General features: G+C 64.0%; 23 protein-coding genes. 13 read left to right on the forward strand and 10 right to left on the reverse strand.

Going from position 1 to position 22858, the window contains the following annotated elements; translation table 11 throughout:
- The first annotated feature begins 73 nt into the window (after positions 1 to 73).
- Entirely contained in the window at positions 74 to 1390 is a 1317-nt protein-coding gene (locus PVZ80_RS10610) for a bifunctional DedA family/phosphatase PAP2 family protein (RefSeq protein WP_273863874.1), read from the forward strand.
- A 19-nt stretch (positions 1391 to 1409) separates the two neighbouring features.
- Here PVZ80_RS10610 and PVZ80_RS10615 read toward each other — a convergent pair whose 3' ends face one another.
- Genes PVZ80_RS10615 through PVZ80_RS10625 form a run of 3 tightly spaced genes read right to left on the reverse strand, consistent with a single transcriptional unit; the run spans position 1410 to position 3086 of the window.
- A complete protein-coding gene (locus tag PVZ80_RS10615; RefSeq protein WP_009051044.1) occupies positions 1410 to 2000 on the reverse strand; it encodes an LON peptidase substrate-binding domain-containing protein in 591 nt (196 codons plus the stop codon).
- A gap of 10 nt (positions 2001 to 2010) precedes the next feature.
- A complete protein-coding gene (locus PVZ80_RS10620) occupies positions 2011 to 2727 on the reverse strand; it encodes an LrgB family protein (RefSeq protein WP_009051045.1) in 717 nt (238 codons plus the stop codon).
- Positions 2724 to 3086 carry a CidA/LrgA family protein gene (locus tag PVZ80_RS10625; RefSeq protein WP_053269999.1) on the reverse strand — a complete coding sequence of 121 codons (363 nt, stop codon included), beginning with the start codon at positions 3084 to 3086 and terminating at the stop codon, positions 2724 to 2726. The genes PVZ80_RS10620 and PVZ80_RS10625 overlap by 4 nt, the downstream gene beginning before the upstream one ends.
- Positions 3087 to 3269: 183 nt before the next feature.
- On the opposite strand from PVZ80_RS10625, the gene PVZ80_RS10630 reads away from it, so the two are divergent.
- From PVZ80_RS10630 to PVZ80_RS10640, 3 genes are all read left to right on the forward strand, one after another.
- On the forward strand, positions 3270 to 3725 hold the full coding sequence (locus tag PVZ80_RS10630) for a MaoC family dehydratase (protein ID WP_009051047.1): 456 nt from the start codon (positions 3270 to 3272) through the stop codon (positions 3723 to 3725).
- A gap of 103 nt (positions 3726 to 3828) precedes the next feature.
- Positions 3829 to 5547, forward strand: coding sequence for a C13 family peptidase (locus tag PVZ80_RS10635; RefSeq protein WP_038635515.1), 1719 nt, complete (start codon positions 3829 to 3831; stop codon positions 5545 to 5547).
- Positions 5548 to 5575: 28 nt separating this feature from the next.
- Complete coding sequence (locus tag PVZ80_RS10640) at positions 5576 to 6217, forward strand: oxidoreductase (RefSeq protein ID WP_101283681.1); 642 nt, start codon at positions 5576 to 5578, stop codon at positions 6215 to 6217.
- Positions 6218 to 6302: 85 nt separating this feature from the next.
- On the opposite strand, the gene PVZ80_RS10645 is transcribed toward PVZ80_RS10640, so the two are convergent.
- The 4 genes from PVZ80_RS10645 to PVZ80_RS10660 all read right to left on the reverse strand — a co-directional run bounded on the left by PVZ80_RS10645 (position 6303) and on the right by PVZ80_RS10660 (position 10771).
- Positions 6303 to 6590, reverse strand: coding sequence for a YceK/YidQ family lipoprotein (locus PVZ80_RS10645; RefSeq protein ID WP_009051050.1), 288 nt, complete (start codon positions 6588 to 6590; stop codon positions 6303 to 6305).
- Entirely contained in the window at positions 6583 to 7215 is a 633-nt protein-coding gene (gene ubiX, locus PVZ80_RS10650; protein ID WP_007927126.1) for a flavin prenyltransferase UbiX, read from the reverse strand. The genes PVZ80_RS10645 and ubiX overlap by 8 nt, the downstream gene beginning before the upstream one ends.
- Complete coding sequence (gene mpl / locus PVZ80_RS10655) at positions 7212 to 8561, reverse strand: UDP-N-acetylmuramate:L-alanyl-gamma-D-glutamyl-meso-diaminopimelate ligase (RefSeq protein ID WP_273863875.1); 1350 nt, start codon at positions 8559 to 8561, stop codon at positions 7212 to 7214. Before mpl ends, ubiX begins: the two co-directional genes overlap by 4 nt.
- Positions 8562 to 8854: 293 nt before the next feature.
- Complete coding sequence (locus tag PVZ80_RS10660) at positions 8855 to 10771, reverse strand: sigma-54-dependent Fis family transcriptional regulator (RefSeq protein ID WP_110175889.1); 1917 nt, start codon at positions 10769 to 10771, stop codon at positions 8855 to 8857.
- Between the two features lie 433 nt (positions 10772 to 11204).
- Here PVZ80_RS10660 and exaC point away from each other — a divergent pair, with 433 nt between their 5' ends.
- The 9 genes from exaC to PVZ80_RS10705 all read left to right on the forward strand — a co-directional run bounded on the left by exaC (position 11205) and on the right by PVZ80_RS10705 (position 20008).
- Entirely contained in the window at positions 11205 to 12725 is a 1521-nt protein-coding gene (gene exaC, locus PVZ80_RS10665; protein ID WP_007924088.1) for an acetaldehyde dehydrogenase ExaC, read from the forward strand.
- Positions 12726 to 12891: 166 nt separating this feature from the next.
- Positions 12892 to 14340 (forward strand): ethanolamine permease, encoded by a 1449-nt coding sequence (eat, locus tag PVZ80_RS10670; RefSeq protein WP_101283685.1) that lies wholly within the window; start codon positions 12892 to 12894, stop codon positions 14338 to 14340.
- Positions 14341 to 14394: 54 nt separating this feature from the next.
- Complete coding sequence (locus PVZ80_RS10675) at positions 14395 to 15789, forward strand: ethanolamine ammonia-lyase subunit EutB (protein WP_273863876.1); 1395 nt, start codon at positions 14395 to 14397, stop codon at positions 15787 to 15789.
- Between the two features lie 10 nt (positions 15790 to 15799).
- Positions 15800 to 16624 (forward strand): ethanolamine ammonia-lyase subunit EutC, encoded by an 825-nt coding sequence (gene eutC, locus PVZ80_RS10680; protein WP_009051055.1) that lies wholly within the window; start codon positions 15800 to 15802, stop codon positions 16622 to 16624.
- A 107-nt stretch (positions 16625 to 16731) separates the two neighbouring features.
- Complete coding sequence (locus PVZ80_RS10685; protein WP_009051056.1) at positions 16732 to 17190, forward strand: GNAT family N-acetyltransferase; 459 nt, start codon at positions 16732 to 16734, stop codon at positions 17188 to 17190.
- Positions 17191 to 17442: 252 nt separating this feature from the next.
- Complete coding sequence (locus PVZ80_RS10690) at positions 17443 to 18099, forward strand: DedA family protein (RefSeq protein ID WP_007924093.1); 657 nt, start codon at positions 17443 to 17445, stop codon at positions 18097 to 18099.
- A gap of 5 nt (positions 18100 to 18104) precedes the next feature.
- On the forward strand, positions 18105 to 18914 hold the full coding sequence (locus tag PVZ80_RS10695) for a zinc-dependent peptidase (RefSeq protein WP_009051057.1): 810 nt from the start codon (positions 18105 to 18107) through the stop codon (positions 18912 to 18914).
- A gap of 262 nt (positions 18915 to 19176) precedes the next feature.
- A complete protein-coding gene (gene ppa, locus PVZ80_RS10700) occupies positions 19177 to 19704 on the forward strand; it encodes an inorganic diphosphatase (RefSeq protein WP_007933577.1) in 528 nt (175 codons plus the stop codon).
- The gene (locus PVZ80_RS10705) at positions 19685 to 20008 is read left to right on the forward strand and encodes a hypothetical protein (RefSeq protein ID WP_273863877.1); all 324 of its coding nucleotides are present in this window, start codon (positions 19685 to 19687) and stop codon (positions 20006 to 20008) included. The genes ppa and PVZ80_RS10705 overlap by 20 nt, the downstream gene beginning before the upstream one ends.
- A 119-nt stretch (positions 20009 to 20127) precedes the next feature.
- Here PVZ80_RS10705 and PVZ80_RS10710 read toward each other — a convergent pair whose 3' ends face one another.
- From PVZ80_RS10710 to PVZ80_RS10720, 3 genes are read right to left on the reverse strand one after another with little or no spacing between them, the layout of a single operon-like run.
- Complete coding sequence (locus PVZ80_RS10710; protein ID WP_273863878.1) at positions 20128 to 21003, reverse strand: DUF6282 family protein; 876 nt, start codon at positions 21001 to 21003, stop codon at positions 20128 to 20130.
- Positions 21000 to 21776, reverse strand: coding sequence for an alpha/beta hydrolase (locus PVZ80_RS10715; protein ID WP_273863879.1), 777 nt, complete (start codon positions 21774 to 21776; stop codon positions 21000 to 21002). The genes PVZ80_RS10710 and PVZ80_RS10715 overlap by 4 nt, the downstream gene beginning before the upstream one ends.
- Positions 21777 to 21812: 36 nt before the next feature.
- On the reverse strand, positions 21813 to 22787 hold the full coding sequence (locus PVZ80_RS10720) for an NAD(P)H-dependent flavin oxidoreductase (RefSeq protein WP_009051060.1): 975 nt from the start codon (positions 22785 to 22787) through the stop codon (positions 21813 to 21815).
- Positions 22788 to 22858: the final 71 nt, after the last annotated feature.

The raw sequence follows: 22858 nt of genomic DNA on the forward strand, positions 1-22858 counted from the left end.
GCCCGCGGATGGTTTTATCGCGAGCAAGTCCGCTTCTACAGTTAACCCACCGAATAATCGGAGTTGAAAACCTATGGGCCAATGGCTCGACGGAATAACCGGCTGGCTGACGATGAATCCCCAATGGCTGGCGGCAGCCGTGTTCATCGTCGCCTGCGTCGAATGCCTGGCGATTGCCGGCCTGATCGTGCCTGGCACCGTGCTGCTGTTCGCCATTGCCGTGATGGCCGGCAGCGGCGCGCTGTCCCTGGGTGAAACCCTGGCGCTGGGGTTCTTCGGCGGTTTGCTCGGGGACGTGGTGTCCTACCTGCTGGGCCGGCGTTTTCACCAGAACATCCGCCGCTTGCCGGGGCTGCGCCATCACCCGGAATGGATCAACGGCGCCGAAGCCTATTTCCAGCGTTACGGTATCGCCAGCCTGTTGGTCGGACGCTTTATCGGTCCCTTGCGCCCCATGCTGCCGATGGTCGCCGGCATGTTCGACATGTCGTTCCCGCGTTTTTTCGCCGTCAGCCTGCTGGCCGCGGCCGGCTGGACAGTCGCCTACCTGCTGCCGGGCTGGGCCACGGGCGCGGCGATCCGCCTGCCCTTGCCTGAAGGTTTCTGGCCGCAAGCGGGAATAGTCGCCGCCAGCATCGCCGTGCTGCTGGGCCTGAGCATCAACAGCACCGTGCGCCGCCATCGCAAGGCCAGCCCGTTGGTGGCCGGCCTCAGCCTGGCGATCCTGGCAGGCCTGTTCATCGGTTACCCCTACCTGAACCATTTCGACCAGGGCCTGATGGCGCTGGTCCAGGAGCACCGCAGCCCGGCAATGGACGAGGTGATGGTGGTGCTCACCCAGTTCGGCGAATTCCGCACCATGCTGCTCGCCAGCGCCCTGGTCACCCTGCTGTTGCTGGTTGCCCGGCAATGGCAGCAGGCGATTTTTGCGGGCGCCACGCTGCTGTGCACTGCGCTGGCCAACACCGGCACCAAGCTGTTCTTCGCTCGCGTGCGCCCGGAAGTCCTGACCGACCCACTGACCAGCTACAGCATGCCCAGCGGCCACAGTTCCGGCTCGTTCGCCCTGTTCCTGACCCTGGCGGTGCTCGCCGGTCGCGGCCAACCGCCACGCATGCGCCTGACCTGGCTGCTGCTGGGCTGTCTGCCGGCGGCCGCGATTGCCGTGTCGCGGATTTACCTGGGCGCGCATTGGCCCTCCGACATCCTCGCCGGCGCCATGCTTGCCGCCTGCGTGTGCGCTGCCAGCCTGTGGGTCGCCCAGCGCCAGACCCCGCTGGAACCCATGCCGGCCAAGATCTGGTGGCTGGTATTGCCGGCGCTGATCGCGTTGTTCGGTTTCGAGGCGGTCAGGCATCTACCGCACGCCATGCTGCGTTATGCGTATTGAGGTGTTGTAGCCGCGAGGATCAGGCGAACAGCTCGCCCTGCAATTCGTCCAGCAAGGCCTGGATCGCATCCAGGCGTTGTTGCGGATCGTCCAGTTGCAGCAGGTCGATCTTGTCCAGTTCGGAGAATGGCAACAGATAAGCCAACTGGTTGGCCAGCGACTGCTGGCCGGTGGCTTCGGTACCCATGTTCAGGGCTTCGACCATCGGGTGCTCGGCCAACGCCTTGAGCAAGGCGATCAGGTCCCCGTCTTCCTCCTGCAGCGGCCTCTCCGGCGCCTCGCCCAGCCACTCGACTTCAGCCACCCGCAACTGATCGCGCTGCACTTCGCTGCTCAGCACCCGAAAACGCCGCCCGCCCTTGACCCGGATCCCCAGCAGGCCGTTGTCCTGCTGATGAAAGTCAGTGATCAGCGCTTCGCAGCCCACCCGCGCAAAACCTTCCGGGGCGATGCCCACCTCTTCGCCCTCAAGGATGCACACCACGCCGAAGCCACTGCCCTGTTTCATGCAGCGACCGATCATGTCCAGGTAGCGCGCCTCGAAAATCTGCAAATCGAGAATGCAGTCGGGGAACAGCACCGTGTTCAGCGGGAAAAGCGCCAGGCTCATACAGGTTTCCTTAAACCACCAACGACACCGCCAACGGCAGGAAGACCGCCGTGGCCACACCCATCAGACTCATCGCCAGCGCCGCGAAAGCACCGCACTCGTCACTTTCCTGCAAGGCCACCGAAGTGCCCACCGCGTGAGCCGTCATGCCCAGCGCCATGCCTCGGGCTTCCGGGCTGTGCACCTGCAGGCGGTTGAGAATGGCCGGACCGAAAATCGCCCCGATCACCCCGGTGATCAACACGAATACCGCGGCCAGCGCTGCGACACCGCCAATCTGTTCAGCCACCAGCATGGCGATCGGCGAGGTCACCGATTTCGGCGCCATGGTCATCAGGATCATGTTCTCGGCACCGAACCACCACCCCAGCAGTACGCCCAGGCCGGTGGCGACCACCCCTCCAATCACCAGCGTAGTAAATATCGGCCAGAACAACTGCCGAATCCGCCGCAGGTTGAGGTACAGCGGTACGGCCAGCGCCACTGTGGCCGGGCCCAGGAGAATACTGAGGATCTCCGTGCTCTTGCGGTACTCGGCATAGCTCAAGCCACAGCCCAGCAGCACACCGATCACCAGCAACATGGAGACCAGCACCGGTTGCAGAAAGATCCAGCGGGTTTTCTCGAAGGCCGCGAGCACCAGTTGATAGGCGCCCAGGGTAATGCCGATGCCGAACAAGGGATGGTGGATCACCGACGCCCAGGCGCCCTGCCAGTCGAACATCATTGGCCGCCCTCCCGATGTCCGTGGCGCTTGACCAGTCGCTGCATCAACACGCCGACGAAAGCCATGGAGATCACCAGCGACAACACCAGGGCGCCGACTATCGCCCAGAAATCCGCGGCGATATCCGCCGCGTACACCATCACCCCCACCGCGGGCGGCACCAGCAACAGCGGCAGGTAACGCAGGAGGCTGGAGGCGGCCAGGTTCAGCGGCTCGCCCACCTCGCCGCGCGCCACCAGGAAAATCAGCAGCAACAGCAGACCAACAATCGGCCCCGGCAGGATCGGCAACAACAGATGATTGATCGCCGTGCCGAGCAATTGAAACAGCACCAGCCATGTCAGACCGCGTAACAACATCTCTCATCCCCCCCCCGAAAAAACGCCGGGCATTATAAGCACGCGAACGCTATGCACCGGCATTCGCCAAAAGCATGGAAGGTTGACCGGAGCAAACCCCCATGATGATCTACAGTGGGTTGTCAGGGGGTACGCCCCCGCCCCTTTAGAACGATAAAACCGATGAACCCAAGGAGAGTCTCAATGCCGTATGTTCCTGTTGCAGAGCTCAAAGATTATGTCGGAAAGGAACTAGGACGTTCCGAATGGCTCACCATCGATCAGCAGCGTATCAACCTGTTCGCTGAAGCCACGGGTGACTTCCAGTTCATCCACGTAGACCCGGTAAAAGCCGCCCAGACACCGTTCGGCGGCACCATTGCCCACGGTTTCCTGTCGCTGTCGCTGATCCCGAAACTGATGGAAGACATCCTGATCCTGCCCGAGGGTCTGAAGATGGTGGTCAACTACGGCCTGGACAGCGTGCGCTTCATCCAGCCGGTCAAGGTCGATTCCAGGGTCCGCCTCAAGGTCGACCTGGTGGACGTCACCGAGAAGAAACCCGGCCAATGGCTGCTCAAGGCCACCGCCACACTGGAAATCGAAGGCCAGGAAAAACCAGCCTACATCGCCGAGCCATTGTCCCTCTGCTTTGTCTGAAACCTTCCTGATGCGAAACAGCTCATGCTGTTTCGCGCAGCCTCTCTATATATAAGCCTCGTTGCTGCGGCATACTCGGTCCCCTAATTATCCGGATCCCGCTATGCGCCCACTTGTACCCCTGGCTCTGACCCTGTTGCTCACCGCATGTGGAGACGGCGAATCGCTGCTGCCTCCCGATGCCCGTCTGCCGGACGGTGGTCGCTACCGCGGCGATGTGGTCAACGGGTTGTTGCAGGGACAAGGCCGCATCGACTACCCCAACGGCAGTTGGTATGCCGGCCAGTTCGACAGCGGCCAGTGGCATGGCCAGGGCGAATGGCACGGCAGTGACGGCGAGGTCTACCGCGGACAATTCCAGCAGGGCCTGTTCCACGGCCAGGGCAGCCTGACCACCAAGGACAGCAGCTACACCGGTGGTTTCAAACTGGGCCGGCGCGACGGTGAAGGCACCCTCAAGGAACGCGGCATGACCTACCGCGGCGAATTCAAGTCCGACCTGTATTCCGGGCTCGGCCGCCTCGAGCTGGAAGACGGCAGCCAGTACCAGGGCCAGTTCTCCCGCGGCAAGCCCAACGGCCAGGGCCAGCGCAGCGATGCCAGCGGCAACCAGTTCAGCGGCCAGTTCGTCGACGGCCAGCTGGAAGGCAACGGCACTTTCAGCAGCGCCGAGGGCGATCTCTACGTTGGCGGCTTCAAACAGAACCAGCTCAGCGGTAAGGGTCGCTACGAAAACGCCGACGGCGATGTCTGGATCGGCCAGTTCAAGGAAGGCGCCCTCAGTGGCAAGGGTGAACTGATCGGCGTCGACGGCAGCCATTACATTGGCCGTTTCAGCGACTGGCGCTTCAGCGGCCAGGGCCGCCTGAACCTCAGCGACGGCAGCTTCTATATCGGTGGCTTCGAAGGCGACAACTACCAGGGCCACGGCGTGCTGGTACTGCGCGATGGCACCGTGCAAAGCGGCGACTGGATCAACGGCCTGCGGGTTCGCGATGCCGACGGCCGACTGTTGCCCGACCCGTTGGAGACCGGCCTCTTAGCCCAGGGCCGCCTGCTCGACGACGCCCTCGGCGCGGTGCCGGCGTCGACGCCCGCCATCGAGCTCTACAGCCTGACGCTGGCCGGCGATGGCAAGCAAAGCGTATTTCTGCGCGAGGCCGACTATGTCAGCAACATGCTCGCCACCCGCTTCGGCGCCTATGGGCAGATCCGCCTGGTCAACCACCGCGACCGTCTCGACAGCCGCCCTATGGCCACCCGGGAAAACCTGCGGCGCGCGGTACAGGTCCTGGCCGAACGCAGCGGCCCGGAAGACCTGCTGTTCATCTACCTGACCAGCCATGGCACCAGCGAACACGAACTGGTGCTCGACCAGCCACGCCTGGAGCTGGCCGACCTGCCGGCCGACGAATTGGCCGCGGTGCTGGCGCCCCTGAAAAACCGCGACAAGATCATCGTGATCTCGGCCTGTTATTCCGGCGGGTTCATTCCCGCGCTCAAGGATGAGCGGACCCTGATCATGACCGCTTCGCAGGCCGACCGCGTATCGTTCGGCTGCTCGGAAGAGGCCGACTTCACCTACTTCGGCGATGCCCTGTTCGCCCAGGCGCTGAACCAGACCGACGACCTGGAACAGGCCTTCAAGCTGGCCCGGGCGACCGTGGCCGAACGCGAACTGGCGGATAACTTCGAAGCCTCCGAACCGCAGATCTGGGCGCCCAAGGGGGTCTTGGCGCACTGGCAGCATCTGCGCAAGCAGCAAGCACGAAAGGCGCTGCAAAGCGCCGCCAACGACAGCAAGGAAGCAAAGAGCAACTAAGCTGAAACAGTATCAAGGGGGAAACACTATGTACTTGACGCCTCAGCATATCTTGCTCGCCGGCGCGACCGGCCTGACTGGCGAGCACTTGCTCGACCGCCTGCTCAACGAACCCACGGTAACCCGCGTACTGGCGCCCAGCCGGCGTCCCTTGAGCGAACACCCACGCCTGCAAAACCCGGTCGGCGACCCGGCGGTACTCCTGCCGCAACTCAGCGGCCGGGTGGACCTGGCGTTCTGCTGCCTGGGCACCACCCTCAAGAAAGCCGGCTCCGAACAGGCGTTCCGCGCCGTCGACCTGGAGCTGGTGGCGGCCTTCGGCAAGCGCGCGCGGGAGATGGGTGCGCGGCACCTGGTCGTAATCAGCGCCCTGGGCGCGGACGCGAAATCCTCGATCTTCTACAACCGGGTCAAAGGTGAAATGGAACAGGCGCTGAAGGCCCAGGACTGGCCGCAACTGACCATTTGCCGGCCATCGCTGCTGCTGGGCGAACGCCTCGAGCCGCGTCTCGCCGAACAGCTGGCCGGGCCGCTGTCCAAACTGATTCCCGGCAAATACCATGGCATCGAAGCCTGCCATCTGGCCCGGGCCATGTGGCGCCTGGCACTGGAAGAACAGGATGGCGTGCGGATCGTTGAGTCCGACGAATTGCGCAAGCTGGGTAAATAACGAGTATCAGAAAGCATCGCGGGCACGCCTCGCTCCTACAGAAACAGGAGCGAGCGGGCGGCGATCCGACTTGCCCGCGAAGGAACTACAACCCGCCCGTAGCCTGAAACCCAACCCCCAATACCGTCAGCACCGACAGCGGCAACAGCAGCGTGTCGAGCAAGGCGCTGGCCGGCAGGTCGACACCCGGATAGCTCGGCGCTTCAGCCCCGAAACGATCCATCGGGCAACAGCCGCCCTGCATCACATACAGATCCAGGCGCGTCCCGGAATACACCACCGGCGCCCCCGGTTTGGCCGCGTTCAGCGTACGCGCCGTGGCGCAACCGCCCAGCTGCAGGGCGACCAGCAGGATCAGCAGCGACTTACTCATCGCTGCTCAGATGATGCTCGCCCCACCGCGGCAACATGTCCTGCGGGATGTTCAGCAGATTGAGAATCCGCGCCACGACAAAATCCACCAGGTCGTCAATGGTCTGCGGCTGGTGATAGAAACCCGGAGAGGCCGGCAGAATGGTCACGCCCATGTTCGACAGCTTGAGCATGTTCTCCAGATGGATACTCGAGTAAGGCGCTTCGCGCGGCACCAGGATCAACTGGCGGCGCTCCTTCAGGGTGACGTCCGCCGCCCGCTCGATCAGGTTGTTGCAGGCGCCCGTGGCGATGGCCGACAAGGTGCCGGTGGAGCAAGGCACCACCACCATCGCCGCCGGCGAGCCGGAGCCCGAGGCCACCGGCGACATCCAGTCTTCCTTGCCATACACGCGGATCTGCCCGGCAGCGGCACCGGTGTACTCGGTGAGGAAGGCCTGCATGGTCTGCGGCTTGGACGGCAGGGTCACGTCGGTCTCGGTCGCCATCACCAACTGCGCGGCCTTGGAGATCAGGAAGTGCACTTCACGGTCTTCGCGCACCAGGCAATCCAGCAGGCGCAGGCCATACTGGGCGCCCGAGGCGCCGGTCATCGCCAGGGTGATGCGTTCCGGGCCGTTGTTCATCGCAGTGCCTCGGCCAGTTTGCCGTGCAGGCCACCGAAGCCGCCATTGCTCATGATCACCACGTGAGTGCCCGGCTTGGCCTGGCTCTTCACCCGCTCGATGATGCCTTCCAGGGAATCGCTGACAATCGATGGCACGGTGCACTGCGCGGCGGTGGCACCCAGGTCCCAGCCAAGGTTGGCCGGCGAATACCAGACCACTTGATCGGCCTGGTTGACGCTTTCCGGCAGCCCGTCACGGTGAGCGCCGAGCTTCATGGAGTTGGAGCGCGGCTCGATGATCGCAATCAACGGCGCATCGCCGATGCGCTTGCGCAGGCCGTCCAGAGTAGTGGCGATGGCGGTCGGGTGGTGAGCGAAGTCGTCATAGATGGTGATGCCATGGACTTCAGCGACCTTCTCCATCCGCCGCTTGACGCTCTTGAATGCGCTCAGCGCAGCGATGCCCATGGCCGGCACCACACCGACATGGCGCGCCGCGGCCAGGGTGGCCAGGGCGTTGGCAACGTTGTGCTGGCCGGTCAGGTCCCACTCGACCACGCCTTGGGCCTCGCCCTCGAACATCACTTCGAACTTCGAGCCGTCTTCGCTGAGCAGCTTGACCTGCCATTGGCCGCCCGCGCCGGTGGTTTGCACCGGGGTCCAGCAGCCCATGTCGATCACCCGCAACAAGGCCGGTTCGGTGGCCGGGTGGATGACCAGGCCTTCGCTCGGGATGGTCCGCACCAGGTGGTGGAACTGCCGTTCGATAGCCGGCAGATCGGGGAAGATGTCTGCGTGATCGAACTCGAGGTTGTTCAGGATCGCCGTGCGCGGACGGTAGTGCACGAACTTCGAGCGCTTGTCGAAGAAGGCGCTGTCGTATTCATCGGCCTCGATCACGAAGAACGGTGTGCCACCCAGGCGGGCCGACACCGAGAAGTTCTGCGGCACGCCGCCGATCAGGAAGCCAGGGCTCATGCCCGCATGCTCCAGCACCCAGGCCAGCATGCTGCTGGTGGTGGTCTTGCCGTGGGTGCCGGCGACCGCCAGGACCCAGCGGCCTTGCAGCACATGGTCGGCCAGCCATTGCGGGCCGGAAACATAGGGCAGGCCCTTGTTCAGCACATACTCCACCGCCGGGTTGCCGCGGGACATGGCGTTGCCGATCACCACCAGGTCCGGCGCCGGGTCAAGCTGGGCCGGGTCGTAGCCCTGGGTCAACTCGATGCCCTGGGCTTCGAGCTGGGTGCTCATCGGCGGGTAGACGTTGGCATCGGAGCCGGTGACATGATGGCCCAGCTCTTTGGCCAGAACCGCCATCGAGCCCATGAAGGTGCCGCAAATACCGAGAATATGAATGTGCATAGAAGGCCTCGTAAAACATCGAGGCAGGTTAGCGTAGAGGGCTGCAAATCGCACTCTTTAGCTGATGGGGGAACACGCGGTTGTCACTGCCGGAGGCTATGACGAGTTCTGTGGGGCTTTTACCGGGGAATCGCCCGAACGCGGTTGGGGGCTTGGACCGCGGTTACCGGTGTATCGGCGGCTGCGCCGCCTGTCGCGAGCAATCGAGCGTCGACCGGCTGCTCCTACAGAAGATGCGTATTGCTCTGTAGGAGCGAGGCTTGCCCGCGATGAACGATGACACGGTGCCAGGCCTAGCGAGCGATCCCATGCTTGCGCAGCTTTCTATAGAGGGTGTTGCGGCTCACCCCCAACTGCTCGGCGGTGTGGGTCATATGCCAGCGCTGTTGTTCCAGGGCGTTGAGCAAGGCCAGGCGTTCGGCATCGTCCAGCGGGTATTCGCCCGCCTCCTCGACAGCTGCCGGCACCGGCGCCGGGCGGCCCTGGCGAATCATCGCCGGTATATCCTCCAGGCCGATTCGCCCGTGGTCGCAGAGCGCCGCCAGGGTGCGCAACACGTTGCGCAGTTGCCGCACATTGCCTGGCCAATGGAAGTCCAGCAGGGCCTGGCGCGCCGGGCCGTCGAGCGACACCTGCTGATCGCCGGCTTCCTCCGCCAGGAGAAAGTCCAGCAGCTGGGATTTGTCGCTGCGCTCGCGCAGTGCCGGCAAGGCGATTTCCAGGCCATTGAGCCGGTAGTACAGATCCTCGCGGAAGCTGCCATCCCGTACCCGCTCCAGCAGGTCTCGGTGGGTGGCGCTGATGATGCGCACGTTGACCGCCTGCGGCTCGCCGCCGATAGGCACCACCATGCGATCTTCCAGCACCCGCAGCAGACGGGTCTGCAAGGCCAGCGGCATATCGCCGATTTCATCGAGGAACAGCGTGCCGCCATCGGCCTGCTGCAACTTGCCGCGCATGCCTTCCTTGCGCGCCCCGGTGAAGCTGCCGCCGCGATAACCGAACAGCTCGCTTTCGATCAGGCTTTCGGGAATCGCCGCGCAGTTCAAGGCAACGAAGGCTTTCTCCGCCCGCTGGCTGGCCTGGTGCACCGCCTTGGCGAACGCCTCCTTGCCGGAGCCGGTCTCGCCGTTGATCAGCAGCGGCACATCGCGCTCGAACACGCGCAAGGATTTGCGGAAGTCTTCTTGCAGGGCCGCATCGCCCAGGCAGATCCCGGACAGGCGCGGCCGCTCTTCCACCAGCGCCCTCGGCGGCAACGGTTTCGGCACGCTGCGCGGCTGGCCGCGCAACACCGCGAACAGATGCCGGCCATCGCGGGTACGCAGCGGCCAGCTGGCGCTGGCATTGATACTGGCGCGGCCCAGCAACTCGTCCAGCGAGCAGTCGAAAAAGGCTTCCACCGGTTTGCCCAGCAAGCCACCGCGAATATGCCCCAGCAGGTTCAAGGCGCTCTGGTTCACCGCGCTGATCCGCCCTTCCCCGTCGAACGCCAGCAGGCCTTCGCTGAACAAGCCGACGGACTCGGCCTGCAGGTGAAAACGCAGCAACCATTGATTGTCGAAATAGCGCAGGAAATAGCAGCTCTCGATCATCTTCGCCGAGAGATTGACCAGGGCCATGGTGTGGAACTGGCTCTGCCGCGACACATCCGGGCGCGCCGAGGAAACGTCGAGCACCGCCAGCAGTTCGCCGTGGGGGTCGAACACCGGGCTGGCCGAGCAGGTCAGGCCGGTGTGACGGCCACGGAAATGCTCGTCCTGATGGATGGTCAGGGACTGGCGCTCCACCAGGCAGGTGCCGATGCCATTGGTGCCCTCGCAAGCCTCGCTCCAGTCGGCGCCGAGCCAGAGCCCGGCGCGTTCGAAAATCTTGCGCTCGGTGGGCGCGGTGACGCAGTTGAGGATCACCCCGCGGGCGTCGGTCAGCAGCACCGCATGGCCAGCGCCGGATAATTGCTGGTGCAGGCTGGTCATCTCGTTGCCAGCGATCTGCAGCACCTGCTGCAGGCGTTCGCGGCTTTCCAGCAGGCGGCCATGTTCGAGCACGGTAGGCGCCATGCTCAGCGCCGGGTCGAGGTGATAGTCCTCCAGGCAACGCAGCCAGGAACGGGCGATGGAAGGATCGCTGCCAGGCCCCTGCAGATGGGCCTTGCCTTGGGTCACGGTCAGCACTTGCTGGGCGTGCCGGGTGAGGTGATTGCTGTGCATTTCTTATTGTTCTCCCCGAGAGGTAAGACCCGGATCGCTCGTCAAGCGAACCCTGTAGCCGCTGCCGAAGGCTGCGATAAGGTCCGCAGGGCCTTTAGCGGTTGCCAGAACGACGCCCGCTTTGCGGTCGATCGCAGCCTTCGGCAGCGGCTACATCGACCCCTTCAGATCAAGGCGAAGCCCAGCATCCTCCAGCCATGGACGCATTGCAATGCCGCTTCGACCAATGAGTCACGGGCTGTGCCATAAAGGGTACAAAGTGTCACCCGCCCTGTGCCACAACTGCCACAGACACTCGGCGCAGGGCCGCTGAAACATTCGCAAACCCTTGATTTACCTGGCCTGCAACGCAGTGGCCCGGGCTTTGCTCTACGCTTTTACAAGCGCAACAGCGCGTCCTCCCAATAAGCACAAAAGCCAGGAGATACCCACCATGCGTTATGCACACCCCGGTACTGAAGGCGCTATCGTTTCGTTCAAGAGCAAATACGGTAACTACATCGGCGGCGAATTCGTCGCGCCTGTCAAAGGTCAGTACTTCACCAATACCTCGCCAGTAAACGGCCAACCGATCGCCGAATTCCCGCGCTCCACCGCCGAAGACATCGAGAAAGCCCTGGACGCCGCCCATGCCGCCGCCGATGCCTGGGGTGCCACCTCGGCACAGGCCCGCTCGCTGATCCTGCTGAAAATCGCCGACCGCATCGAGCAGAACCTCGAACTGCTGGCCATCACCGAAACCTGGGACAACGGCAAGGCCGTGCGCGAAACCCTCAACGCCGACATCCCCCTGGCCGCCGACCACTTCCGTTACTTCGCTGGCTGCCTGCGGGCCCAGGAAGGCAGCGCCGCGGAAATCGACGGCAACACCGTGGCCTATCACATTCACGAACCGCTGGGCGTGGTCGGGCAGATCATCCCGTGGAACTTCCCGCTGCTGATGGCCGCCTGGAAACTCGCGCCCGCCCTGGCCGCCGGTAACTGCGTGGTACTCAAGCCGGCCGAGCAGACCCCGCTGGGCATCTGCGTGCTGATGGAGCTGATCGGCGACCTGCTGCCGCCGGGCGTGCTCAACGTAGTGCAAGGTTTCGGCAAGGAAGCGGGCGAAGCCCTGGCGACCAGCAAACGCATCGCCAAGATCGCCTTCACCGGCTCAACCCCGGTGGGCTCGCACATCATGAAATGCGCCGCCGAGAACATCATCCCGTCCACCGTGGAACTGGGCGGCAAGTCGCCGAACATCTTCTTCGCCGACATCATGCAGGCCGAGCCGAGCTTCATCGAAAAGGCCGCCGAAGGCCTGGTGCTGGCGTTCTTCAACCAGGGCGAAGTCTGCACCTGCCCGTCCCGCGCCCTGGTGGAAGAGTCGATCTACGACGAGTTCATGCAAGTGGTGATGAAAAAGGTCGAACAGATCAAGCGCGGCGACCCGCTGGACACCGACACCATGGTCGGCGCCCAGGCATCCGAGCAGCAGTTCGACAAGATCCTCTCGTACCTGGAAATTGCCAAGGGCGAAGGCGCGCAGCTGCTGACCGGCGGCAAGGTGGAAAAACTCGAGGGCAACCTGGCCAGCGGTTATTACATCCAGCCGACCCTGCTCAAGGGCAACAACAAGATGCGCGTGTTCCAGGAAGAAATCTTCGGCCCGGTGGTGAGCATCACCACCTTCAAGGACGAAGCCGAAGCCCTGGCCATCGCCAACGACACCGAGTTCGGCCTCGGCGCCGGCCTCTGGACCCGCGACATCAACCGCGCCTACCGCATGGGCCGGGCGATCAAGGCCGGTCGTGTGTGGACCAACTGCTACCACCTGTACCCCGCCCACGCGGCGTTCGGCGGTTACAAGAAGTCCGGCGTCGGCCGTGAAACCCACAAGATGATGCTCGACCACTACCAGCAGACCAAAAACCTGCTGGTGAGCTACGACATCAATCCGCTGGGCTTCTTCTAAAGCCAATCAAGCCAGGGACAAGGGTGGAGCCGCCAGTGCGGCTTCACCCTTGGGGGCCGGTCGCGAACACGCTTGCGATGACGGCCTCAAGGCAAAACACACCATCGCCTTGCAACACCGATCCGGTCTGCCGACCGGGCACAACAATAAGAACAGGTGAACCCTTATGCCTAGCGAACATACCGGCGTGCAGCCGGCTGGCTCTTCGGTCGACTTTGAAAAAGTCGGCTCCGACTATTTCCAACAACGCGAACTGAAAAAAGGCGCGGCAGGCTGGGTCCTGCTGGTGGGCCTGGGTGTGGCCTACGTCATCTCCGGCGACTATGCCGGCTGGAACTTCGGCCTGGCCCAGGGCGGCTGGGGCGGCATGTTCCTCGCCACCTTGCTGATGGCCACCATGTACCTGTGCATGTGCTTTTCCCTGGCCGAACTGTCCTCGATGATCCCTACCGCCGGCGGCGGCTACGGTTTTGCCCGCAGTGCCTTCGGCCCCTGGGGCGGCTTTCTCACCGGGACCGCGATCCTCATCGAATACGCCATCGCCCCGGCGGCAATCGCGGTGTTTATCGGCGCCTATTGCCAGTCGCTGTTCGGGATCGGCGGCTGGATGATCTACCTGGTGTTCTACATCGTGTTCATCGCCATCCACATCTTCGGGGTCGGCGAGGCGCTGAAGCTGATGTTCATCATCACCGCAGTCGCCGCCCTGGCCCTGGGCGTGTTCCTGGTGGCGATGGTGCCGCACTTCTCCGTCGCCAACCTGCTGGACATCCCGGTCACCGAGGCCGTGGGCGCCAGCAGCTTCCTGCCGTTCGGTTATGTCGGTGTGTGGGCGGCGATTCCCTACGCTATCTGGTTCTTCCTGGCGGTCGAAGGCGTACCGCTGGCCGCGGAAGAAACCAAGAACCCCAAACGCGACCTGCCGCGCGGCCTGATCGGCGCCATGCTGGTGCTGCTGAGCTTCGCCCTGCTGATCCTGGTGATCGGCCCGGGCGGCGCGGGGGCCAACGCCCTGCTGACCTCGGGCAACCCGCTGGTGGAAGCCCTGGCCAAGGCCTACGGCGGTTCGACCTGGATGGGCAGCTTCGTCAACCTGGTGGGCCTGGCCGGCTTGATCGCCAGTTTCTTCTCGATCATCTACGCCTACTCGCGGCAGATTTTCGCCCTGTCCCGCGCCGGCTACCTGCCGCGCAAGCTGTCGGAAACCAACAAGAGCAAGGCGCCGGTCCTGGCGCTGGTGATCCCCGGGATCATCGGTTTCGGCCTGTCGCTGACCGGCCAGGGCGACCTGCTGATCCTGGTGGCGGTGTTCGGCGCGACCATCTCCTACGTGCTGATGATGGCCGCGCACATCACCCTGCGCATCCGTCGCCCCAAAATGGATCGTCCGTACCGCACCCCGGGCGGTATCTTCACCTCCGGCGTGGCCCTGGTACTGGCCTGCATCGCCGTGGTGGCGGGCTTCCTGGTGGATCCGCGGGTGGTCATTGGCGCCGCGATCATCTATGGAGTATTAATTGCTTACTTTGCTTTCTACAGTCGGCATCACTTGGTAGCAGGCACGCCCGAAGAAGAATTCGCGGCCATTCAGAAAGCTGAAGAAGCCTTGCACTAACCGCCGAAAACCTCGACGCAGGGTTGGTTCCCTGCGTCGTCACGGAGAACCTGTATGGCAAGTTTCGCCCACACCGTCGGCGCCCAGACCTACCGCTTCGACAGCCTCAAGGACGTCATGGCCAAGGCCAGCCCGGCACGCTCCGGGGACTTCCTGGCCGGCGTCGCCGCCCTCAACGACGGCGAGCGGGTCGCCGCGCAAATGACCCTGGCGGACATTCCGCTCAAGCATTTCCTCGAAGAAGCACTGATTCCCTACGAAACCGATGAAGTCACCCGGTTGATCATCGACACCCACGACAAGGCCGCCTTCGCCACCGTCAGCCACCTCACGGTCGGCGGTTTCCGCGACTGGCTGCTCAGCGACGCCGCCAACGAACAGAGCCTGCGTGCCCTGGCCCCCGGGCTGACCCCGGAAATGGCCGCCGCCGTGTCGAAGATCATGCGCGTCCAGGACCTGGTGCTGGTGGCGCAGAAGATCCGCGTGGTCACCCGGTTCCGCGGCACCCTGGGACTGCGCGGGCGGCTGTCGACGCGCCTGCAACCCAACCACCCGACCGACGAACCGGCCGGCATCGCCGCGAGCATTCTCGACGGCCTGCTCTACGGCAACGGCGACGCCATGATCGGCATCAACCCGGCCACCGACAGCATCGCCTCGATCTGCGCCCTGCTGGAAATGCTCGACGCGATCATCCAGCGTTATGAAATCCCCACCCAGGCCTGCGTGCTGACCCACGTCACCACCTCCATCGAGGCGATCAACCGTGGCGTGCCGCTGGACCTGGTGTTCCAGTCGATCGCCGGCACCGAGGCGGCCAACGCCAGTTTCGGCATCAACCTCAATGTCTTGCAGGAAGGCTACGAGGCTGGCCTGAGCCTCAAGCGCGGCACCCTGGGGCAGAACCTGATGTATTTCGAAACCGGCCAGGGCAGCGCACTGTCGGCCAACGCCCACTTCGGCGTCGACCAGCAGACCTGCGAAACCCGCGCCTATGCGGTGGCCCGGCACTTCAAGCCGTTCCTGGTGAACACCGTGGTCGGCTTCATCGGCCCGGAGTACCTGTACAACGGCAAGCAGATCATCCGCGCCGGCCTGGAAGACCACTTCTGCGGCAAGCTGCTGGGCGTGCCCATGGGTTGCGACATCTGCTACACCAACCACGCCGAAGCCGACCAGGACGACATGGACACCCTGTTGACCCTGCTGGGCGTGGCCGGGATCAACTTCATCATGGGCATCCCCGGCTCCGACGACATCATGCTCAATTACCAGACCACCTCCTTTCACGACGCGCTCTACGCCCGCCAGACCCTGGGCCTGAAACCGGCGCCGGAGTTCGAGCAGTGGCTGGCGAAAACCGGCATCTTCACCCAGCCCGACGGCAAGGTGCAGTTCGGCCACAACCTGCCGCCGGCCTTCCGCCAGGCGCTGGCACAGCTTCAGTAAGGACAGGCTTATGGACAAACACCCGACCGACAGCCAGAACCCCTGGCTGGAGCTGCGCCGCCTGACCCCGGCGCGCATCGCCCTGGGCCGCACCGGCACCAGCCTGCCCACCGGCGCCCAGCTGGACTTCCAGTTCGCCCACGCCCAGGCCCGCGATGCGGTGCACCTGCCCTTCGACCATGCCGGGCTGAGCAGCCAACTGGCCGAACGCGGCCGCGGCAGCCTGCTGCTGCACAGCGCCGCCAGCGATCGCCACAGCTACCTGCAACGCCCGGACCTGGGGCGCAAGCTCAGCGATGCGTCGGCCCAGGCCCTGCGCGAGCACGCCTGCGCCAACCCGGGCGGGGTGGATCTGGCGGTGGTGGTAGCAGACGGTCTGTCGGCACTGGCAGTGCATCGCCATACCCTGCCGTTTCTCGCCCGTTTTGAAGAGCAGACCGAGGCCGAGGGCTGGTCGCTGTCACCGGTCATCCTGGTGGAACAGGGCCGGGTGGCGGTGGCCGACGAAATCGGCGAGCTGCTCGGCGCGAAAATGACCGTGATCCTGATCGGCGAACGCCCGGGGCTCAGCTCACCGGACAGCCTGGGGCTGTATTTCACCTACAACCCGAAGGTCGGGCTCACCGATGCCTATCGCAACTGCATCTCCAACGTGCGCCTGGAAGGCCTGAGCTACGGCATGGCGGCCCACCGTTTGCTGTACCTGATGCGCGAGGCCTGCAGGCGGCAGCTCTCGGGGGTCAACCTGAAAGACGAGGCCCAGGTGAACACCCTGGACAGCGACGCGCCCGACACCCTCAAGGGCAATTTCCTGCTGGGGCCTGCAAAGCCGTGACTTTTCGAGACGATTGCGCTTTTTCCACGCTTTAGGCAGCATCGAAACACGGCTGCCCGAGTAATGAACCGTTTGCCGTCGTATCCATTCGAAGTTGAGGACAACTCATGCGGATTACTCAAGCGACCCTCGAACACCTGGATCTGTTGACCCCCCTGTTCGTCAAATACCGCGAGTTCTATGGCGCCCTGCCGTTTCCGGACTCGTCCCGGGCCTTCCTGGAAAAGCGCCTGCGCCGCAAGGAGTCGGTGATCTACCTGGCCCTGCCCGACGATGACGACAAGAAACTCCTCGGTTTCTGCCAGCTCTACCCCAGCTTCTCCTCCCTGTCCCTCAAGCGCGTATGGATCCTCAACGACATCTATGTCGCCGAAGACGCTCGCCGCCAGCTGGTGGCCGACAACCTGATCCGCACCGCGAAGAAAATGGCCAAGGACACCCATGCCGTGCGCATGCGTGTTTCCACCAGCAGTGATAACGAAGTGGCGCAGAAAACCTATGAATCCATCGGTTTTCGCGAAGATACCGAGTTCAAGAACTACATATTGCCGATCAGCGACGACTAAGCCCCCATCTGGAACACCCCCATCCCCCCTTCGACAGCGCCTGCCAAGACGCTGTCGAAGGCCATGCTCTTTCGCCTCTGGCCAGTCAGCGCCGCCAAGACACTCCCCGCTACAAACTCAACGCCCATTTCACCTATCAGGTCTTATAATGCCGACCTTTTCGGGGCGTAAGATGAATCTGCGCCAGCTGTAAGTTTTTGCCCCAGTCATTGCACAGACCCGCCGAGTCGGGCCGTCACCACAGGTGCCTCAATGGATTTCAACCCGATCGACCTCATCCTCCATCTCGACGTTTACCTCGACATGTTGGTGACCAACTACGGGCCATGGATCTACGCCATCCTGTTCCTGGTGATTTTCTGTGAAACCGGCCTGGTGGTGACGCCGTTCCTGCCTGGCGACTCCCTGCTGTTCATCGCCGGCGCGGTCGCCGCCGGTGGCGCCATGGACCCGGTGCTGCTCGGCGGCCTGCTGATGCTGGCGGCTATCCTCGGCGACAGCACCAACTACATCATCGGCCGAACGGTCGGCGAGCGTTTGTTCAGCAACCCGAACTCGAAGATCTTCCGCCGCGACTACCTGCAAAAGACCCACGACTTCTACGACCGCCACGGCGGCAAAACCGTGACCCTGGCGCGTTTCCTGCCGATCATCCGCACCTTCGCCCCGTTCGTCGCCGGCGTGGCCAAGATGCCTTACCCGCGTTTCTTCGCCTTCAGCGTGGCCGGCACCATCCTCTGGGTCGGCGGCCTGGTGACCCTCGGCTACTTCTTCGGCAACGTACCGTTCATCAAGAAAAACCTGTCGCTGCTGGTGGTGGGCATCATCCTGCTGTCGCTGGTGCCGATGATCATCGGCGTGGTGCGCAGCCGCCTGGGCCGCTCGGCAGCAAAGGCCGAAAGCCACTGATCGGTATGTGGCCCCTCAGCACCTGGCGCCGCCGGCGTCGGCTGGCCAAGCACCCGATTGCCGATGAAATGTGGCAACGGGTGCGCCAGCACCTGCCCTTTCTCGATGGCCTGAGCGCTGCCGAGGACCAATGGCTGCGGGAAACCAGTGTCCTGTTTCTCGCCGACAAGCACCTGAGCGCCCTGCCCGGGGTCGAGCTGCACCAGTTCGAGCGCCTGCTGCTGGCCGCCCAGGCCCAGTTGCCGCTGCTGCACCTGGGGGATTTGAACTGGTACCAGGGCTTTCACGAAATCGTCCTCTACCCCGACGACTTCCTCAGCCCCCAGCGCCATCGCGATGCCAGCGGCGTCGAACATGAATGGGACGGCGAACACAGCGGTGAAGCCTGGCAACAGGGCCCGATCATCCTGGCCTGGCCCGGCGTGCTCGCCAGCGGCGGCTGGGAAGCCTACAACCTGGTGATCCACGAGCTGGCGCACAAGCTGGACATGCTCAACGGCGATGCCAACGGCCTGCCGCCGCTGCACAGCGACATGCGCATCAGCGACTGGGCCCAGGTAATGCAGGCGGCCTACGACGACCTCAATCGCCAGCTCGACCACAACCCGGACGCCGAAACCGCCATCGATCCTTACGCCGCGGAAAACCCCGCGGAGTTCTTCGCCGTCACCAGCGAATACTTCTTCAGCGCCCCGGACCTGCTCCACGAGGCCTATCCGAAGGTCTACGAGCAACTGCAGCTGTTTTACCGGCAGAATCCCCTGGCCCGGCTCCAGCAACTGCAGGCCAGCGACCCGCACTACCAGCAACACTGAGGTGTCCACCAGAGCCAGTCTGCTGGCGAAATAATCGCCGGCCCTGACGAGTGCCGCTGAACTAAACGCGCCGCAGCGACTCTTCTTTTCGCAAGCAATCGAGCGTCGCGAGCCGCTCCTGCGCAGGGTTTTCGGCGTTTGGCCCAAGGCGTCCATACGTCCTTCGGTACGTGGCATAGCCCTTGGAATATGCCTATAATCGCCGCCACTTTTTGGTCAATCCGGCCAAGACATTTTGGTCAACTAACGGGGGCATCGCCCAATGAGCTACAGCAAGATTCCGGCTGGCAAAGACCTGCCGAACGACATCTACGTCGCAATCGAGATTCCGGCCAACCACGCGCCGATCAAATACGAAATCGACAAAGACAGCGATTGCCTGTTCGTTGACCGTTTCATGGCCACCCCGATGTTCTACCCGGCCAACTACGGCTACATCCCGAACACCCTGGCCGACGACGGTGACCCCCTCGACGTACTGGTAGTCACTCCTTACCCGGTTGCTCCAGGCTCGGTGATCCGCGCCCGTCCGGTCGGCATCCTGAACATGACCGACGACGGCGGCGGCGATGCCAAAGTCATCGCTGTTCCTCACGACAAGCTGTCCCAGCTGTATGTCGACGTGAAGGAATACACCGACCTGCCAGCACTGCTGATTCAGCAGATCGAGCACTTCTTCGCGAACTACAAGGATCTCGAAAAAGGCAAGTGGGTGAAGATCGAAGGCTGGGACGGCGCAGACGCCGCCCGCGCCGCGATCACGAAGTCGGTTGCCGCCTACAAAGGCTAAAAAGCAGCTGCACGCATCCAGCGACAAGCCTCAAGAAAAAGCCCCGGTCATCCGGGGCTTTTTTATGCCTGCCGAATATTGCCCCTCCCTCAAACGCCAAACACCTGGGTTTTCTGCCCGCCAACAGCTCTTCGCGCTGGGAATTCTCCTCGAATATCAGTATGCTGCGCCCCACCTTTGCGCATCGACCTGTTCAACCGGTCAGATCCGCCCGACGCGGCAGATGATTTTCTCGCCAAGTCCCACAGCCAGCCGCAAGAGCTGGGTGTACGTTTTGCAGGCTGGTGCGGTTTACCAAAAATGAACCAAGCCAGTCCCCGAGAAGCCGGCCACAAGCCGGCTTTTTAATGCCTGGAATTTGCCCTCCCCTGCGCGAACGGCCCTCAGCGCCCGGAGCGGCAGCCGCTGCGCGCCGTTAGGCCGTCAATGGCTGAGCATCTGCAACGGGGCGCTGCGGGTAATCGACTCTATGCGCTGCGCGCCAAGCCCGAACTCCTTGAACCATTGCCGGCTCAGGTCCAACCATGGGCGAATGTCCGGCTGGCTGGTCTGGCCCAGGTCCGAGCTGTAGACCACACGTGGCAGCTCGCGCAATACCTCGCCGAAATCCTCCTTGCTCTGGTAGCCCAGCAAGTAGGTCAGCGCGGTCTGCTCGATGTAGAGCGAAGGCAGGCTCTTGAGCTCAAGAAGGTCGGCCGCGCTCAGCCCGGTCAGCGGATTGGCCGGCTGGTTGAGCATCAACCGCGGCACCTGCAGCCGATCCGCCGCCGCTACCAGCAAAAGCACCTCCTCGCGATTGGCGTGGCCGGTGGAGATCACCACCGGATAATCCCGGCTCATCCGCAACACATCCAGGGTGGCGCGGTTCAATCGCTGGCGGTCATCGCTGACGGTCAGCGGCTTCACGGGGCGCTGGCCAAGGATCGGGTGGCTCAACTCCCGAGCCAGCCGGCTGGTATGCGAACGCCCCGTCACGGTGGGCAAATGCACGATAAAACGCAGGTCGGCGGCGCCATGCTGGCACAGCGAGCGTTCGACCACCCGCCAGTCGATACCGCCGGCAATCTCGTTGAGCACGATCGAACCGGACACCGGAAACCCTTGCTGGCGGGCCTCCCAGGCCTGGGCCGCGGTACAGCCCAGGTGGTTCTTGAGCACCACCCAGCCGTCCTGCGCCTGATACTCGCTACCGGCCCGCAGCGCGCTGTGACGCCGCAGATAAGCATCAGGGCCGGCATGGTAATGGACATCGATGAAGCGTGCCCGGGCGGGCTCGGTTACCGCTGTCGACGCGCTCATGCATGGGCCTCCAGGTCGATCCCCAGATGGCTGCGCACGCTGGCGCGCACCCGCGCCAGGTCATCCAGCAGCGGACGCATGCCCGCACCGGGAACGCCCACCGCCAGATGCTGCGCGGACGCCTGGAAACTGACATTGGTCGCCCTGACCAGCTGCGAACTCTCGCCGAAGATGCTCAACAAGCGCCCCGGCCAGGCCGAGACCTGCGGCTCCACATTGAGTTCGTTCAACAGGCGGAACCCCTGGTCCAGGCGCCGCCCGGCCTGCTCGTCGGCCGTCGCCGCTGACGCCGGCTGGCGCGCCGCCGGTTTCGCCCGGGCCGGCAACACCCATTGATCGAGCAGCATCAGGGCGGTATCGACATCCCCGGCGCTGGCCAGGTCGGCCATCGCCCCCAGGCGCCGGTCGAGGATCTTGTCGGCCCGGGTCGGCGAGGAAATCAGTAGCGCCTGCGCCGCCTGCCGGCCCACAGCGGTCGCCAGCAGCCCCTGGACCACCGCACCGCCCAGGGCGGACCCGGCGATCAGGGCGATCGGCCCCAACGGTTCGAGCACCCCGGCCCAGCGCTGGGTGAAGTCGGTGAACGGCTCATCGTCGTCGGTCAGCAGCGAGAGCGTGTCGAAGATGACCACCCGATAGCCTTTATCGACCAGCGACTGGGTCAGGGGGGCAAAAAACTGGCCTTCGTCCCAGGTGGGCATGACCGGCGACATCACCACCACCAGTTCCAGGCCCAGGCCAAACTGCACATGTACGGGAGCATTGCTGTTCATATCGATTCCTTTGGGCAAGAACACAGGGCGTGCGGCTCAGGCGAACCGTCGGCCGGCAACACGCAGCGCCTGCTCCGCGCCCCGCACGGTCTGCTCGACGATGGTGGCGGCGGGCAGGACATCGTTGATCAGGTCGGCGACTTCACCGGTCCAGATGGCGCGCACGTCGGTGTTGTCTTCGCGCAGCGCTTGCGCGTAGTCCTCGGCCACGCTGGCCGGCGCCCGCACCAGTTCCTGTTCGAACCCCACCCAGCGTGCGGTGAAGTCGTTGGCCAGGGCCCGACCGCTGTACTGCTCGGGCCATTCGATACCGCGCACCAGATCGAACGCACGGGTGCGCACCAGGTCGCCAGCGGTGGCCTGGAGCAGGCGCTGCTTGACCTTGGCGGACGGCAGCGCTTCGTCGCTGGCCAGGAAACGCGTGCCCAGCATGGCCCCGTCGGCCCCCAGCAAAAGTGCCGCGGCCAGCCCCCGGCCATCGGCGATGCCGCCGGCGGCGATCAGTACCGCATCCTCGCCCACCGCATCGCGCACGGCCGGCAGCAAAGGCAAGGAGGCTCGCCGCAGGCTATGCCCGCCGGCTTCGGCGCCCTGCACGATCAAGGCATCGGCCCCGGCATCCAGCGCGGCCAGCGCCTGATCGACGTCATGCACCTGAACGATGGCCAGCGCGCCGCTGTCCTTGATCGGGGCAATAAAGGGCCGGGCATCGCCAAACGACAAGGCAACCACGTCGGGCCCATAGGACAGAGCCAGGTCCAGCAGTTCGAAGCGTTTGGCCACGGTGAACATCACCAGGCCGACGCCCCAGGGTTCCTCGACGTCGCTCATCAGCGCCAGCTCGGTTTTCATCCAGTCCGGATCGCCATAGCTGGCCCCGACCAGGCCAAGCCCGCCGGCCCGGGAAACCGCAGCGGCGAGTCGCCCGCCAGCAGCACCACCCATGGGCGCCAGCACCACCGGATGGCTGATGTTCAACAGTCGGGTCAGCGCGGAATCAAAATTGCTCACGGTGTATCTCCTTGATGTACCGATAAAAGTCGCTGAACGACGGGCCCGCGACACCCAGCATGGGCGGGCCC

The sequence above is a fragment of the Pseudomonas sp. B3G-3 genome (assembly GCF_028640915.1).
Lineage (GTDB): Bacteria > Pseudomonadota > Gammaproteobacteria > Pseudomonadales > Pseudomonadaceae > Aquipseudomonas > Aquipseudomonas chlororaphis_I.